Genomic DNA, 15,871 nt, shown 5'->3' on the forward strand with positions numbered 1-15,871 from the left:
AAGCGTCAGCGCGCGGCCTGCCCTTGCCGCGGCGCCAGATCGGCGAGACAGTTGCCGATCTCGAAGCCGACCATCGCGCCGTCATAAGAACCGCGGATCGCGTCGCGCGCATTGCGCTGGATGCGATCCCATTGCGCGAGCACCGGCGCGACATCTTCGATGGGCCGTTCGCGCGCAAGCTGGGAAACCAGCGCCGGCACGATGTCGATCACAAGTTCGAGCCTTGCGCGGTTGCTCGTGCCGCCTACTTCGCGGGCGAGCGCTTCGCGCAGGCGGTTGCCTGGATCGCCGCTCGAAGCGATCGCGAGCAGCTTTTTCTCCATGCCGGACACGTCGCTGTCGATCAGGGCGAGCGCTTTGCCGGGTACGCCGCCCGCCGCGGCGGCGATCGCGCGCACCTCGCTCATGTCGAGCATCGAACGCTGTTCGTGCAGCCACGATGCCATGACGTCACCGCTAACAGGTTGAAACCGCAATGTTCTGCATCGCGAGCGGATCGTCGGCAGCAACCGTCCCGGTGAATGGCTGACGAGCAGGAACAATGTCTGCGCCGGCGGTTCTTCGAGCGTCTTGAGCAACGCGTTGGCGCCGTCGGTCTCCAGATCATCGACAGCATCGACGATGATCACGCGCCAGTCGCCCAGCGACAGCGACAGGTGCAGGCGGCGGATGACCCCGCGCACCTGATCGATCGTGATGTTGCGCGCGAGTTCCTTGCCCTTATCCTTTACCTGGCGTGTCAGGCGGATGATCTCGGGATGATTGCCCGCCTCGACGAGTTTGTTCGCCGCTGCATCTCCTGGATCGTCGAGCGTCGCCACCTGATCGCCGCCGCCGCGGCCGTGGGTCGCCAGAAAACGTGCCACCCGTGCAGCAAAACTGCCCTTCCCCATCCCCTGCGGGCCGGCGAGCAGCCAGGCGTGATGCTGACGCCCGGCGTGCCACGCCTCCAGGAAGGACTTCTCGGCGTCGTCATGACCAATCATAGCCATGGTGCCAGCTCATCCATGATCGCCGCGGTCACGGCGTCCGCCGGTCTACCGGCATCGACCACGCGCCAGCGATCGGGTTCGGCGGCGGCCATTTCGGCAAAGCGCGCGGCCAGACGTGCCTGATAGTCAGCGGGTTTGCTGCCCATCCGGTCGGCACCCGCGGCGTCGCGCACCGCAAGGCGCCTCGCAGCCTCGCCTTCGTGCAGCGTTAGCAGAAAGGTCCGGTCGGGGAGCAGGCCTTGCGAGCCGAAACCATGGAGCGTCAGCAGGTCGGCATCGGTAATGCCGCCGCCGCCGCCCTGATAGGCGCGGCTCGAATCGACGAAGCGGTCGCACAGTACCCACGCGCCGCGTTTGAGCGCCGGGCGGATCGTCCGTGCGACATGATCGGCTCGCGCGGCTGCAAACAGCAGGGCTTCGCTCCGCGCATCCCAGCGGTCGTCGCTTCCTTCCATCAACAGCGTGCGGATCGCTTCCGCGCCCGCGCTGCCGCCGGGTTCGCGTGTCGCAACGACCTCGACACCACGCGCTTCTAGAGCAGCCGTCAGCGCGCGCAGCTGGGTGGATTTGCCAACCCCTTCCCCGCCCTCAAGCGTGATGAAGCGTCCGCGCGTCATTCGGCTATCGCGTCGATGTGGTGCCGCCCGTGCATGGTCTGGCGGTAGCCGCCCGCATGGCCTTTGTCATCAGGGCGTGGACGTCACTTTCTTGCTTTGGCTGCTGCGGCACGCCTTGCTTCTGCAATAGCTGGCGCATTTCCCTGCGCGAAGCCCCAGGTCATCAGCCGCTCGGCCTCCTCGCGGCGCGCCTTCTCGCTCGGCAGGCCCGCGACGACCATAATCAGGCGCCGCCCGTCGCGCTTGGCCGAGCCCAGGAAGCAATAGCCGGCTTCCGACGTGTGCCCGGTTTTGAGCCCGTCGGCGCCGACGAAGCGGCCAAGGATCGGATTGCGGTTGGCCTGGACGATCGGTTTGCCATCGGGTGCGGAGCCATGCTGGAGTTTGGGAATCGCGAAATAACGCGCATAGCCAGCAGGGTGATCGCGGATCAGCCGGTCGGCGAGCAGGATCAGATCGCCCGCGCTGACCTTCGTCACGCCGGCATCGGGCCAGCCGCTAGGGGTGCCAAAACTACTCGAAGACATTCCAAGCTTGCTCGCTACGCCATTCATTCTTTTAGAAAAGGCTTCCTCGCCACCATCGATCCCGACTGCGAGGACTGCGGCGGCATCATTGCCGGACACGGTGATCAGGCCTTTGAGCAAGTCGTCGACTGAGACCTTCTCGCCGGGGCGCAGGAACATGCTGGAACTGCGCGAGCGCGCGCTCCATTTCTTCCAGGTTGCATTGTCGACGGTGAACAGGGTGTCGCGCGACAATTGCCCCTTTTTAATCAGGTCCAGCACGACGTAGGCGGTCATCACCTTGGCCATCGACGCCGGCGTAAAGCGCTTGTCGGCACCTCGCGAGAAGAGAATCTGGCCCGAATCCAAATCCTTCAGCATCACGATCGGCGCTTGCGTGATATAGGGCGCGCGCGCAGCCGGTGCGCTCTTCGGCTTCGCGTCGCCCGCCGAAGCCGCTGGAAAGGCGGTCAGGAGCGCGATTGCAGCGAGCATCGCGCCGGTCGCCTTGGCAGCCGCCGAGCGCGCGCGCAGCTTCATCGGTCGCGGACCACCGCAGCGTCGCGGAAACCCTTGGCCTTGGCCTTGCCAAGCGCGGTTTTGGCATCGGCATCAGTTGCGAACGGACCCATGCGGACGCGCCAGAGATTGCCGACCTTGCGTACGCTGCCGCCGACTGACTTCGCCGCCGCATTGGCGTTCGCTTCGCTGCTGAACGCGCCGACCTGGACCGCATAGGAGCCATCCGTCGCTGCCGGCTTGGAGGCCGGAGCAGGCTTGGCGGGAGCGACCTTCGTCGCCGCAGCCGGCTTTGGCGCGGGCTTGGATTCGGGCTTCTTTGCACCGGCTTTCTCGATGACAAGGCGATCGTCACCCGGTTTCGCGTTTCCCGACGCAATCGGAGCCGCCGGTTCGGTCGCAACGGCGGTCTTCGGCGCCGGCTGGGCCTTGAGTTTGTTACGCAGGATCGACAACAGCGAATCGGGCGTCGCGATCCGCTCGGGTACTGGGTTTCCACTGCGCAGCTGAGTGCGTTCGGCCATCGGCGGATAGGTACGGCGGACGCGCACGGCGGCGGTTCCACCTTCCGAAATTCCCAGTTGTTCGGCCGCGCCGCGCGACAGGTCGATCAGCCGGTCGCCCGCCATCGGCCCGCGATCGTTGACGCGGACCAGGATCGTTCGTCCGGTATCGAGCGCGGTCACCTCGACATAGCTCGGCAGCGGCAGCGTCTTGTGCGCCGCACTGACCGCGCCGGGATTGAAGGTCTCGTCATTCGCCGTCGCCCGCCCTGCGCGCTCTTCGCCATACCAGCTGGCATAGCCGACCTCGTCATAATCGGTGACGTCGGCGGGCGTGTAGGTGACGCCCGCTACGGTGTAGGGTTCGCCAATTTTGACGGGCCCGTCGCCGCTGACGGCCATCGGCGCTGGTGTGGGACCGGCATTAGGACCGCCTTCACGCTTGCCGTCGAAACTTCCGCAACCGGCCAGTAGCAGCGCCGCTGCTCCCGCCATCAAGCCCCCGCCCCTAACGATCGATTTCATCCGCCAGCAACCCCACAGACAGTGCGTAAAAATTGGAACAATTATAGTCCAATATCGCACGATAGTTACCGGTCAGCAAATAAGCGGTCTTTCCGGGGCCGTCGGGTTCGAGCAGCGTCGCCTGCACCTGTCCATCAGGCCAGCGGCCGCCGAGGGTCTGGAAGCCGTCGGCGCGCCATTCTGCCATGCTCCGCCAGCGGCTGTACCGCGCAAAGACGCGTGGGCAGCGGGTCGGCTGCAGGCGGCTTGCCATCGCGGTGCGATTATATCCCGCGGGCACTTGGACCGCGACCCCCCACGGCTGCCCCGCACGCCAGCCGGCGCGGCGCAGATAGGCGCCAATAGATTCGATCGCATCGGCCTCGCTCGACCAGATGCGCGCCACGCCGTCGCCGTCGCCATCCTCGGCAACGTCGAGATAGACCGATGGCAGGAATTGCGGATAGCCGAACGCGCCCGCCCAGCTGCCCTTCAGTACGTCGCGCGGTACACCCTTCTGGACCATCTCGAGCGTCGCGAGAAATTCGGGCTCGAACAGGCTGCGGCGGCGCCCTTCATAGGCGAGCGTTACCAGCGCCTCCGGAAGATCGAAGCTTCCGGTCACTTGACCATAGGCGGTTTCATGACCGTAGATAGCGATCATGATGCTCGTCGGCACCCCGGTGCGTTGCTCTATGCGGGACAGCAGCGGCAGCAACCGGTCGTGGACGCGGCGGCCACCGCCAATGCGCGCGGCGTCGACATGCTTGGCCTTATACGGCGCGAAATTGGGGATCGGCGTGTCGTTGCTTGGCGGTGCGCCCAGATTGTCCCGGTCGAGCGCGACCACGCGTTGATTGTAGCGAAGCCCGGCCGTCACCCGATCGAACGTCGCGCGCGTAACGCCGCGCGCCTGTGCCTTGGGCCACAGCGACTGGACATAGGCGTCGAAGCCCGCGTCGCCGCTTTGCGCGTGGAGCGGCACCGAGGCTGCCATCGTCCACGCCGACAGGACGATACCGGCCAATCCGAAAAGACGTCCGATTCTGAAAGTGCTAGCGCGTGTCATCGTCCCACCCATAGGGATTGTCTGACACAGATGCACGCGGCTTGGCCACCCCCTGCTTGGCACGTCGCGGGATAGGCTGAGTCTTATGCGCGATGGACCGAGTCGGGCAGGTTTCGCTTGCCGACTTGGCGCGGCGCGCTATGGCGGCGCGCGCGGACAGGTGGCCGAGTGGTTTAAGGCAGCGGTCTTGAAAACCGCCGTGGGTGCAAGCTCACCGTGGGTTCGAATCCCACCCTGTCCGCCACATCAAGCCGCGTCGTGAAAGATGATCCCCAAGGTGAAGCGCTCGCCTCGCCGAATTTCGCTGACGCCATGGCGCAGCTTAACGCGATAGGTGCCGCGCGTTCCGGTACGCGGGGCTTGATTGACGGCAAAGATCAGGGCGTCGCCCTGTTGCAGCGGTATGACATGCGGCCGAGACTGCATCCGCGGGCGTTGTTCGCTGATGACGAACTCGCCGCCCTCGAAATCCGTCCCCGGCTGGGAGAGCAGAATCGCGACTTGAAGGGGGAAATGCACCGCGCCGTACAGATCCTGGTGGAGGCAATTATAGTCGCCTGCGCCGTACCGGAGGATCAGAGGCGTCGGCCGCGACTGCCCCGCCAGGGCACATTGGGCAAGAAAAGTGGCATGCTCGGCCGGATATGGCGTCGGCGGACCCAGCTTCGCGGCCCATTGGTTCGCGAGCACGGCGAGCGGCGGATAGAAGGCCGCGCGCAATGCCGCGATCGGGTCGGGCAAGGGATGGCGGAAATAGCGGTACTCGCCGCGGCCGAAGCCGTGCCGTTGCATGACCACCGTGCTGCGATAGCGCGCATCGTCGCCGTAAGCCGATCGGAGCGCAGCGCACTCGTCGCGGCCCAGCAACCGCGGCAGGATGTGCCATCCCTTCTCTTCCATGTTCTGCGCGAGTGCGGTCTGGTCCAGCATGGCCGCGCGATTGGCCAAAAGCATGAGGAATCCTTTCGACGGTTGTCCGATGCCCTGCCAGTAGCTGGATCGCCTCGCTGCCACGCCCCGTTTCTTGCGCTGAAAATTTCGCGGCCCAGATTTTTTCAAGGCGTCGCCAAAGCGTCTCCGTCTTGTGATCAACCCCGGAGCCCCCCGCCCGGGTTACGATCAAAAGAGGGAATTTCATGCGCAAGACTTTGCTGGCCTCCACCTGCTTGGCCGCGATCATCACCACGCCCGTCCATGCCCAAACCACCATCACCACGGCGACGACTGCCCCCGTCCGGACCTCGACGATCCGTTCGGGCGCGCCCGACGACATCCGGATCACCTCGGCTGGGTCCGTGCGCCCGACCACCGGTACGGCCGTTACGGTGGACAGCAACAATCGCGTTACCAACGAAGGTGCGATCGAAATCGTCAATCGCGACGGTGCGACCGGGATTTTTGCGAATGCGGGTACGAGCGGCGGCATCACCAATGCCGCCGGCGGCCGGATCGTGATCGACGAAAGCTATGCGCCGACCGATATCGACAACGACGGCGATATCGACGGTGCCTTCGCGATCGGCAGCAACCGCACCGGCATCGCGACCGGCGGCGCCTTCACGGGTAATATCGTCAACAGCGGAACGATCACGATCGAGGGAAATAACTCGGCGGGCATTCGCCTGGGCGGCGCGCTGACCGGGAATTTCACCAATGACGGAACGACGACGGTCTTGGGCGACAATGCGCTCGGCGTCGGGCTTCAGGACGTCACCGGCAATGTTCGCCTCGCCGGGACGATCACCGCCACGGGGCAGAACGCCACCGCCGCGCGGCTCGCCGGAAATGTGAATGGCGCGGTAGTCCTGCAGGGTACGCTGACGGCCACGGGGTATCGCTATACGACCGTTCCGTCGAACCCCGATCGGCTCGATGCGGACGATTTGCTGCTTGGTGGCCCGGCTGTGTCGATCGAGGGCAACGTGACCGGGGGCATCATCGTCGCCGTCCCGCCCCGTGACAGCCGCGCTGATGACAATGATGAGGATCGCGACGGAATTCCGGACGATCGCGAAGGTTCGGGTGCCATCCGCTCGTTCGGCTCGGCTCCCGCGCTGCGCATCGGTTCTTCGACGCAGGATATCGCGGTCGGCCCGATTTCCGGGACGGGCACCGGTTTCGGGCTGATCGTGGATGGTACGGTCACCGGCAACGGGCTCTATGCCGGTCGCGACGCGACGGCGATTCAGATCGGCGGAATGGGGCGCAATGTCTCCATCGCCGGCGGTGTCAGCATCGGCGGTACCGTGGCGGCCCTGTCCAACGGGGCATCGGCGACCGCGATCCGCGTCGGCGGCGGCACGTCGGCACCGGAACTACGCGTGGCCGGCCGGGTCGAGGCATCGGGCGGCAACGCCGCGGCGGCGATCACGACCGGTGTTCTGATCGAGGCCGGCGGCAACGTCGCCCTGATCCGCAATAGCGGAACGATCTCGGCCCGCGCCGGCGGCGACAATGGCACCGCCCGCGCCATCGTCGATCTTTCCGGCAATGTCGGAGGAATCGAAAACGCGGGGACGATCAGCGCCACCGGCGCGCTTGCGTCGTCGGATCGTAATGTCGCGATCGACCTGTCCGCCAACGGCAATGGCACGACCATCCGGCAGACCGCCGTGGCGGCCGGGATCGCCGCGCCGAGCATCGTCGGCGATATCCGGCTCGGCGGCGGCAACGACATCTTCGACATCGCCGACGGCACGGTTCGCGGGAACAGCTATTTCGGCGGCGGCAACAACCGCCTGTTGCTGTCGGGCGATGCCGTCTACACGGGCAATGCACGCTTCGGCGGCGGGAACGACATGATGGCGCTGGTGGGGACGTCGGTCTTCACCGGCACCGCCGATTTCGGCGGCGGCAGCGACACGCTGACCATCGGCGGATCGTCGCGCTTTGCCGGCCGGCTGGCCAATTCGCAGGGCCTGGCGGTCTCGGTCGATGGCGGGACCTTCGAGATCGGCGGGGCAGCGGCGATCACGTCGTTGGCGGTGAGCAACCGCGGGGCGGTATCGGTCATGCTTGATCGGGGTGCGGAAGGAACCGCTCTCAACGTCAGCGGCAACGCCAGCTTTGGCGCGGACTCGCGGCTGGTTCTTCGTCTGCGCAACATCGAGAACGCCGAGGGATCGCATGTGGTCCTGACCGCGGGCTCGATCACCGGCGCCAGCAATCTGACCGCTTCCTCGACGCTGCTGCCGTTCCTCTACAATGGCACGCTCAGCTCCACCGCCAACCAACTGACTGTCAACGTGACGCGCAAGAGCGTCGCGGACCTTGGTCTCAATCGCTCCGAAGGCGGTGCCTTCAATGCGGTGATCGACGCGGTCTCGGCCGATCAGAAGATCGAGGATGTGTTCCTGGGCATCACCGACGGCGACCAGTTCCGCAATCAGCTGAGCCAGATGCTCCCCGAGCATGAGGGCGGCGTTTTCGAAACCGTCACGTCTGGTTCGCGGGCCCTGTCGCGCTCGCTTCAGGATCCGACTGCGCCCTACCAGGATGAGGGCAAGTGGGGCTATTGGGTCAACCAGGCCGTTTGGGGCACGTCGAAAGGCATTGGCAACACGGCAGGTTATGACGTCAGCGGCTGGGGCCTCTCGCTCGGCGGCGAAATCAAGTCGAACGTCGGCAGCTTCGGCGCATCGGTCGCCTTCCTCAGCGGCAAGGACGGAAACAGCAGCAACGAGAGCGAAGTGACCTCCAGCCAGTTCGAAGGTGCGCTGCACTGGCGCCTCGCCTCGAACGGCTGGCTCGCGAGCGCCCGGGTCTCGGGCGCGCCGATCAGTATGAAGGGCTCGCGCGTCTTCGTCGCCGGTACGGGCGCCGAGAGGATCGAAAAGACGATGAGGGGCAAGTGGGACGCGACCTTGTGGTCGGCATCCGGTTCGCTCGCGAAGGACGCTCGGGTCGGCGGCCTTACGCTGCGTCCGGCGGTCGCGGTGGATTATTTCAAGCTCAAGGAAGACGGTTATCAGGAGACGGGCGGCGGCGACGCGCTCGACCTGAAGGTGCTCGGCCGCGACAGCGACGAATTGTCGGTAACGGGGACGATGACCGTCGGCCTCGAATTCGGCGGCGCCGACCAATATGACGGTTGGACCCGCTTCGAGCTTGAGGGCGGCCGCCGCCAGATCGTCAGCGGCACGCTGGGCACGACGACAGCGTCCTTCAAGGACGGCACGCCCTTCACCCTTACTCCAGAGGATCGCACGAGCGGCTGGGTCGGCCGTCTCCGCGGCATCGTCGGTAATTCGGCCTTCCAGGTCGGCGGCGAAGTGTCTGCGGAAGAACAGCAAAGCCACATCGGCTGGGCGTTCCGTGCGAGCCTGCGGGTCGGCCTCTAGCCCCCTCGGCTGGCCCGCAGCAAGGGGGAAGCACCCTCCCTACCCCCGCTTCCCCCTTGCCAAGGCTCGATATGAAAGAAGCAGATGCAGCGACAGGCGTTCAACTTTTCAGACACTCGCCCGCCTGCATCGGGCGGAAGCGGCGCCCTGCGGTTGCATGGGCGCCGCTTGCCGCTATATGGCGGCGTCATCGGGGGGCCGAATGGCGTGCGACATTGGCTCGCGCGCCAAAAGAATATGGCGTTCCAAAGCAAGCAATCGATGACCGAGGCGAATGACCGGACCGACGCTCTGCAGGGCATCGAGGGCGTATTGCTCGCCAACCGGACGCGCATCGTGCGTTTTCTGCAGGTGCGCGGCGCGGGGGATGCCGCTGAGGATCTGTTCCAGGATTTGTGGATGCGCCTGACCGAACGCCGCGCCGGCCCGATCGCCGATCCGCTGTCCTATGCAATGCGCGCCGCAAACAATCTGATGCTCGACCGCTATCGCTCGGCGCGCCAAAGCGAATTGCGCGATCAAGCTTGGACGGACGCGAACAGTGCAGGAGACCCCTCGGCCGAGCGGGCGCTGATTTCGCGCGAGCAGCTCGCGCTGATCGAACAGGCCATCGTAGCCACCGGCGAGCGTCCCGCACGCATCTTCCGCCGGTTTCGTATGGACGGTGTTCCGCAGCGTGAAATCGCCGGAGAGCTGGGGATCAGTCTCAGCACGGTCGAGGCCGATCTGCGCAAGGTCTATGCGGCCATCGCCGCCGCACGGAGACAGTTCGATGCATGAGGAGGCGAAAACGGCAGCCGAAGCGCGGGCGATCGACTGGGTCATCCGCCAGCGCGATCCGGCATTTGACGATTGGGACGGCTTTGCCGACTGGCTTGCCGAGGATACCGGACACGCAGAGATCTACGACGCGCTCGCAATGCTCGACGAGGATCTTGAGAATTTGCCGCGCGAGGCCGAGCCATCGGTCGTGATCTATCCCGAACAACCTCGGCGCCCGTCGCGCCGGATGTGGTTCGGTGGAGCGATCGCGGCGGCACTGGTAGCCGCGATCACACTTCCCAACATCGGCCTCTTTGGCGATCCGAACCGCATCGAGACGATGGCGGGCGAGCATCGCACGGTTGCTCTTTCCGATGGATCCAAGATCGAGATCAACGGGGCGTCGGTCTTAACGCTCGATGAAGAGCGTCCGCGTTTTGCTCGACTGAAATCTGGCGAGGCGATGTTCCATATCGTCCACCACGATGACGATCCGTTCGTTGTCGAGGCGGGCGGCGCGCGTATCGTTGACCTGGGTACTGCCTTCAACGTCGTACGCCGCGATCGCCAGACGTCGGTCGCGGTGTCCGAAGGCGTCGTGCTCTACAATCCCGGTCGCGAAAAGGTCCGGGTTGTCGCCGGACAGGCGATCGATGCACGCGACGGCGACAGCAAGGTGCCGGAAGTGCGCGCCATCGATGTAGCCAATGTCGGCGGCTGGCGTTCGGGTCTCCTGGTCTATAACGGCGCGCCGCTTTCGGTGGTCGCCGAGGATCTGAAGCGCACGGCGGGGATTGAGATCGACATAGCGCCGGAGGCCGCGTTATCCTCATTCCGCGGCGCACTGATCATCGACAAGGATCTCGCGCGCACCGTCGCCGATCTGGCTGCCTTGTCGGGCACAAAGGCCGAACGGCGCGGCGATGGCTGGGTGCTGACGCGTTAGGCATGGCGGGGCGGTTCTCCCCTGCACTGGCGCTCGCGCTGCTGGCCTTGCCTGCGCAGGCGATGGCGGCCGAGGAGCGCAGCTTCGACGTTCCGCGAGGAGCGCTTTCCGCCAGCCTGCCTCAGCTCAGCCGTCAAGCCGGGGTCAGCATCAGCGTCGTCGATGGGCGCCTTTGGCAGATAGATGTCAAGCCGGTGCGTGGCCGCATGAGCATAGAGGCGGCGATCAAGCGCTTGCTGTCGGGAACCGACGCGCGCGCGGTTCGCGTCAGCGCGACGAGCTGGCGGATCGAGAGCCGTCCTGCGCCACCTCGCATGGTGCGCCGGCCTGCGCCGCCGCGGCTCGCGCCGCGGCCAAAGCCTGATCTCGATCGGGATCATGTCGCCGCGGCGAGCGACGAGATTATCGTTACCGCCACGAAGACCGACCTGCCCTACTCGCGCTTTGCGGGCGTGGCGACGCAGCTCAGCGGCGAGGATCTGGCTTTCGGCGGCGAGCGCGGAACGGAATCCATCCTGTCGCGCATGGCGACCGTGTCTTCGACCCATCTTGGCTCGGGGCGCAACAAGCTGTTCATCCGTGGCATCGCCGATTCCAGCTTTACCGGGCCGACCCAAGCTACGGTCGGTCAGTATCTCGGCGATGTCCGGCTGAGCTACAACGCGCCAGACCCGGACCTTCGCCTCTACGACATCGATAGCGTCGAGATTCTCGAGGGACCGCAGGGGACGTTGTACGGCGCGGGTTCGCTCGGCGGGATCATCCGGACGGTTCCCAAGGCCCCCGAGCCCGGCAGGCAGAGAGTACAGGCGATCGCGGGCTTTTCGCTGACCCAGCATGGCGATCCCGGTGGCGACATCGCGGCGATCGCGAACCTGCCGGTGGGCGAAGCGCATGCGCTGCGGCTCGTCGGCTATATGATCTCCGATGGCGGCTATATCGATAATCCGCTCCGGGGGCAGAAAGACGTGAATCGCGTTCACGTCCGCGGCGGCCGCGGCACCTTGCGGCTTGACCCCGGCAATGATTGGACCATCGACATCGGCGGCGTCTATCAAGCGATAACCGCCGAAGACGCGCAATATGCCGACAAGGATGCGTCGCCGTTGACGCGCAGTTCGATGGTCGAACAGAATTCGTCCGCGCGCTACGCGATGGGTACGCTTGTCGTCATGAAAGATTGGGACGACCTGCATTTTCAGTCGTCCAATGCCTATGTCGATCATCGCTTGTTCGAGCGGTTCGACGCCAGCCTGCCCGCCCATCAGACGGGCGGTGAGGAGGGGAATGGCGGCGCGCTCGGCACGGTCGATGTGGCCCGCCTGTTCGCACCGATTCAGATTGTTCCCATGGGCGACGTGCCCCGGGTGCTCGACCAGCGCAACGCGACGCGCATGTTCGTCAGCGAAAGCCGCCTGTCACGCCCTTATCATGATGGGTTGGGCTGGGTTATCGGCGCGAGCTTCATCGACAATCGCGCGCGGCAGAACCGCCAATATGCCTATGGACCGCTTCGCGCGACCCTGCCCGGCGTATCAAACCGGATCACCGAATTCACCGGCTATGCCGAAGCCACCGTCGAACTGATCCCCGATCTGACCGCCTCGGGCGGACTTCGCCTGTCGCATGCCAAGCTGGGAGGTGAAGCCGAGGGCGTGTCGTTCGCGTTGGCGCAGGCAAACCGAGCAACGACGGCATCGCGCACCGAAACCGACCTTCTTCCCTCCTTTTCCCTGCTCGCGACGCCGTTCGATACGGTCCGGCTCTATGCACGCTATCAGGAAGGGTTCCGCCCCGGCGGCTTGGCTGTCGATGGCGATTTCGTGCGGCGATTTCTCAACGATCAGGTCCGTACCTGGGAGGCCGGGGTGCGCTTCGGGGACCGAGGGCGCAACCTGCTCGACGCCAGCCTCTCGATCTCGCACAGCCGCTGGCGGAATATCCAGGCCGACTTCATCGACGGGAACGGTTTTCCGACCACCACCAATATCGGCGATGGCCGCATCACCAGCCTGTCGGGCGCGATTGCGGTCCGGCCGACATCAAAACTGACGTTCGATCTGGGCGCCGTATACAACCACAGCCGCGTCGACGATCTCTCGCCGCAGATCCTCGCGGTATTCGCCACCGCCCCCGCGCGCCTCGGCCGCATTCCCAATGTTGCGAGTCACGCCGTGCGCGGGTCGATCACCTATGCGACCGTCATCGGCGATCAGGATTTCCGCGCGAACGGCTGGGCCAATTATATCGGACCCTCGCGGCTCGGCATCGGGCCGGTGCTCGGCGAGCGCCAAGGCGACTATATCGACACGGGCCTCGCGATGCGCGTCGGGAGCGAGCGGCGCGGTCTGTCGCTTACCCTCACCAATCTGTTCGATTCGCGCGGCAACCGCTTCTCGCTCGGCACCCCGTTTGTCGAGGGCAACGGGGGGTTCCTGACCCCGCTGCGGCCCCGTACGCTTCGGCTCGCCATCGACGTCGCGTACTGAACGGCGACGCCGACGGCTTGCCGATCATTCCGCGAGCGTGATCTGCTCGAAGCGGTCGAGGTGATAGTCGGCGTTGCCGAACTGGCTTTCGATCATCGTTGCGCGCTTGAAATAATGGCCGATTGCCAGCTCCTGCGTGATGCCGATGCCCCCGTGGGTCTGGATCGCATTCTGGCCGACGAACTTCGCGCCGCGCGCAACCTTGTTCTTCGCCGCCGATACCGCCGCCTTACGCTCGTTTGCCGGCAGGCCCAGCTTCAGCGTGCCCATAATCGTCATCGACCGCGCCTGCTCCACCTCCATGAACATGTCGACCATGCGGTGCTGAAGGACCTGAAATTTGGCGATCGGAACGCCGAACTGCTTGCGCTGCTGCGTATATTCCAGCGTACCATCGTGCAGCTTTTGCATCACGCCGGTCGCCTCGGCGCAGACCGCGACGGTGGCTTCATCGACGATCTGTTCGATCAGGGGCAGCGCCGCGCCTTCGCCGCCAAGCAAAGCGTCGGCGGGGATCGTGACATTCTCGAAGTAAATTTCCGACGCGCGGCTGCCGTCGACCGTGGGATAGTCGCGGCGGACGATGCCGGGAAGATTGGCGTCGATCAGGAACAGCGAAACACCGTCCGCGTCGCGCTGGCCGCCACCGGTGCGCGCGGTGACGAGCAGGTGCGTTGCCCACGGCGCGGCATAGACGACGCCCTTGTGACCGTTCAGCACATAGCCCGCGCCGTCCTTCTTCGCGGTCGTGCGAAGATTGGCGAGGTCGTAACGACCCTGCGGCTCGGCATAGGCGAAGGCGACGATGACGTTGCCGGCGATGATTTCGGGGATGAACTTCTCGGCTTGCGCGCCGCCGACCGCTTTCAGCGCGCCGCCGGCGATGACAACGGTGGGGAGATAAGGCTCGATACCGAGCACCTTGCCCAGTTCTTCCATGACGATCGCATTTTCCAGCGCGCCGCCGCCGAGGCCGCCATGCTCTTCGGCGAAAGCCGCGCCGAGCATGCCGAGTTCCTGCGCAAGGGCGGTCCAGATCGCTGGGTCGCGACCCGCGTCGCTGTTGATGAACTTCTGGCGCGTGTCGAAATCATAGGTGTCGGCCAGAAAGCGCGACAGCGTGTCGCGGATCATGTCCTGCGTTTCGGTGTAGGTGAAATCCATTGTTTATATTCCCTAGCTTCACCGTCACCCCGGCGAAGGCCGGGGTCTCAAGGCCGCGAGGCCGAGATTCCGGCCTTCGCCGGAATGACGCGGATTATTGGATCAGAGGCCGAGCACCATCTTTGCGATGATGTTGCGCTGAATCTCGTTCGATCCCCCGTAAATCGTCGTCTTGCGCATGTTGAAATAGGTCGGCGCAGCGCGATGTGCGTAATCGGGACCGATCGGATGCTCGTTATCGCCTTCGCCGAAGCCGCGAAAATAGGGCGCGCCATAATGGCCGACGGCTTCGAGCGTCAGCTCGGTCAGTCGCTGCTGGATTTCCGAGCCCTTGATCTTGAGCAGGCTCGATTCGGGGCCAGGCCCCTTGCCCGCATTGGCGCCGGCAAGGCTGCGCAACTCGGTGAATTCGAGCGCGGTCAGGTCGACCTCGAGTTCGGCGATCTTGCGCTTGAAGAAGGGATTTTGAAGCAGCGGCTTGTCGCCGTCGAGTTCGGTACGGGCGATCGACTTGACCTTTTCGACCCCGCGCTTCGATGCGGCGACGCCGGCAATGCCGGTGCGTTCGTGCGCCAGCAGGAACTTGGCGCAGGTCCAGCCTTTGTTCTCCTCATAGACGCGCTGCGACTGCGGCACGCGGACATCCTCCAGCCACACCTCATTCACCTCATGCTCCCCGCCCAGCGTGATGATCGGGCGCACGGTGATGCCGGGCGACTTCATGTCGATCAGGAGGAAGCTGATGCCTTCCTGCTGCTTGGCCTCCTTGTCCGTACGGACGAGGAAGAAGCCCCAGTCGGCATATTGCGCCATCGTCGTCCACGTCTTCTGGCCGTTGACGATATAGTCGTCGCCGTCGGGAACCGCCGTCGTGCGGAGCGAGGCAAGGTCCGAACCCGAGCCGGGTTCCGAATAGCCTTGGCACCACCAATCCTCGCCCGACAGGATGCGCGGCAGGAAATAGGCCTTCTGTTCGGGCGTGCCGAAGGTGTAGATCACCGGGCCGACCATCGCGAGGCCGAAGGGCATCAGGCGGATGCAGTCGGCGCGTGCGGTCTCTTCGGACCAGATGAACCGCTGTGTCGGGGTCCAGCCGGTGCCGCCATATTCGACCGGCCAAGCGGGCGCGACCCAGCCCTTCTTGTAGAGCACCTTGTGCCATGCGAGGAAATCTTCTTTGCTGAGCTCTTCGCCCTCATCCTGCTTCCCGCGAAGCTCGGCGGGATAATTCTCGGCGATGAACTCGCGCACTTCTGTCTGGAAGGCGATATCTTCCGGGCTGAATTCCATATCCATTGCGATTCTCCCAAGGGCACTGGCGCCTTTATAGAAGGCGCTCACGTTTACGTAAAGGTAAGTTGCGAACCGCAACCATTGCAGCGAGACTGCGCCGACCGCCGTGGCTTGTCCAGCGGGTCAACCGGGAAAATGACGATGCGCGGAGCTATCGCGCCAATGGC

General features: G+C 64.9%; 12 protein-coding genes and 1 tRNA gene. 5 read left to right on the top strand and 8 right to left on the bottom strand.

Features of this window, described 5'->3' with window-relative positions; translation table 11 throughout:
• Positions 1 to 5: 5 nt before the first annotated feature.
• The 5 genes from ATE67_RS04990 to ATE67_RS05010 form a co-directional block, all read right to left on the bottom strand.
• A complete protein-coding gene (locus ATE67_RS04990; RefSeq protein WP_231728051.1) occupies positions 6 to 992 on the bottom strand; it encodes a DNA polymerase III subunit delta' in 987 nt (328 codons plus the stop codon).
• Entirely contained in the window at positions 983 to 1,609 is a 627-nt protein-coding gene (tmk, locus tag ATE67_RS04995; RefSeq protein WP_058815520.1) for a dTMP kinase, read from the bottom strand. The genes ATE67_RS04990 and tmk overlap by 10 nt, the downstream gene beginning before the upstream one ends.
• A gap of 83 nt (positions 1,610 to 1,692) precedes the next feature.
• Complete coding sequence (locus ATE67_RS05000; RefSeq protein ID WP_058815521.1) at positions 1,693 to 2,655, bottom strand: D-alanyl-D-alanine carboxypeptidase family protein; 963 nt, start codon at positions 2,653 to 2,655, stop codon at positions 1,693 to 1,695.
• Positions 2,652 to 3,632 carry a septal ring lytic transglycosylase RlpA family protein gene (locus tag ATE67_RS05005; RefSeq protein WP_231728052.1) on the bottom strand — a complete coding sequence of 327 codons (981 nt, stop codon included), beginning with the start codon at positions 3,630 to 3,632 and terminating at the stop codon, positions 2,652 to 2,654. The genes ATE67_RS05000 and ATE67_RS05005 overlap by 4 nt, the downstream gene beginning before the upstream one ends.
• Before the next feature lie 13 nt (positions 3,633 to 3,645).
• Entirely contained in the window at positions 3,646 to 4,710 is a 1,065-nt protein-coding gene (locus tag ATE67_RS05010) for a lytic murein transglycosylase (RefSeq protein ID WP_058815851.1), read from the bottom strand.
• Between the two features lie 154 nt (positions 4,711 to 4,864).
• Here ATE67_RS05010 and ATE67_RS05015 point away from each other — a divergent pair.
• Positions 4,865 to 4,954 (top strand) — tRNA-Ser (locus ATE67_RS05015).
• A gap of 2 nt (positions 4,955 to 4,956) precedes the next feature.
• Here the strand turns inward: ATE67_RS05015 and ATE67_RS05020 are convergent.
• Positions 4,957 to 5,664, bottom strand: a complete 708-nt coding sequence (locus ATE67_RS05020; RefSeq protein WP_058815523.1) for a 2OG-Fe(II) oxygenase — start codon at positions 5,662 to 5,664, stop codon at positions 4,957 to 4,959.
• 182 nt (positions 5,665 to 5,846) lie between these two features.
• Here ATE67_RS05020 and ATE67_RS05025 point away from each other — a divergent pair, with 182 nt between their 5' ends.
• The 4 genes from ATE67_RS05025 to ATE67_RS05040 all read left to right on the top strand — a co-directional run bounded on the left by ATE67_RS05025 (position 5,847) and on the right by ATE67_RS05040 (position 13,247).
• Positions 5,847 to 9,050, top strand: a complete 3,204-nt coding sequence (locus ATE67_RS05025; protein WP_058815524.1) for an autotransporter domain-containing protein — start codon at positions 5,847 to 5,849, stop codon at positions 9,048 to 9,050.
• Positions 9,051 to 9,311: 261 nt separating this feature from the next.
• Entirely contained in the window at positions 9,312 to 9,830 is a 519-nt protein-coding gene (locus ATE67_RS05030) for an RNA polymerase sigma factor (protein WP_058815852.1), read from the top strand.
• Positions 9,823 to 10,758 (top strand): FecR family protein, encoded by a 936-nt coding sequence (locus tag ATE67_RS05035; protein ID WP_058815525.1) that lies wholly within the window; start codon positions 9,823 to 9,825, stop codon positions 10,756 to 10,758. The genes ATE67_RS05030 and ATE67_RS05035 overlap by 8 nt, the downstream gene beginning before the upstream one ends.
• A gap of 2 nt (positions 10,759 to 10,760) precedes the next feature.
• Complete coding sequence (locus ATE67_RS05040; protein ID WP_058815526.1) at positions 10,761 to 13,247, top strand: TonB-dependent receptor; 2,487 nt, start codon at positions 10,761 to 10,763, stop codon at positions 13,245 to 13,247.
• A 24-nt stretch (positions 13,248 to 13,271) separates the two neighbouring features.
• On the opposite strand, the gene ATE67_RS05045 is transcribed toward ATE67_RS05040, so the two are convergent.
• Complete coding sequence (locus tag ATE67_RS05045; RefSeq protein ID WP_058815527.1) at positions 13,272 to 14,411, bottom strand: acyl-CoA dehydrogenase family protein; 1,140 nt, start codon at positions 14,409 to 14,411, stop codon at positions 13,272 to 13,274.
• 102 nt (positions 14,412 to 14,513) lie between these two features.
• Positions 14,514 to 15,707: an acyl-CoA dehydrogenase family protein gene (locus tag ATE67_RS05050; protein WP_058815528.1), complete on the bottom strand. Its 1,194-nt coding sequence runs from the start codon at positions 15,705 to 15,707 to the stop codon at positions 14,514 to 14,516.
• Between the last annotated feature and the right edge of the window lie 164 nt (positions 15,708 to 15,871).

This window comes from Sphingopyxis sp. H050 (assembly GCF_001468265.1).
Classification (GTDB): Bacteria; Pseudomonadota; Alphaproteobacteria; order Sphingomonadales; family Sphingomonadaceae; genus Sphingopyxis.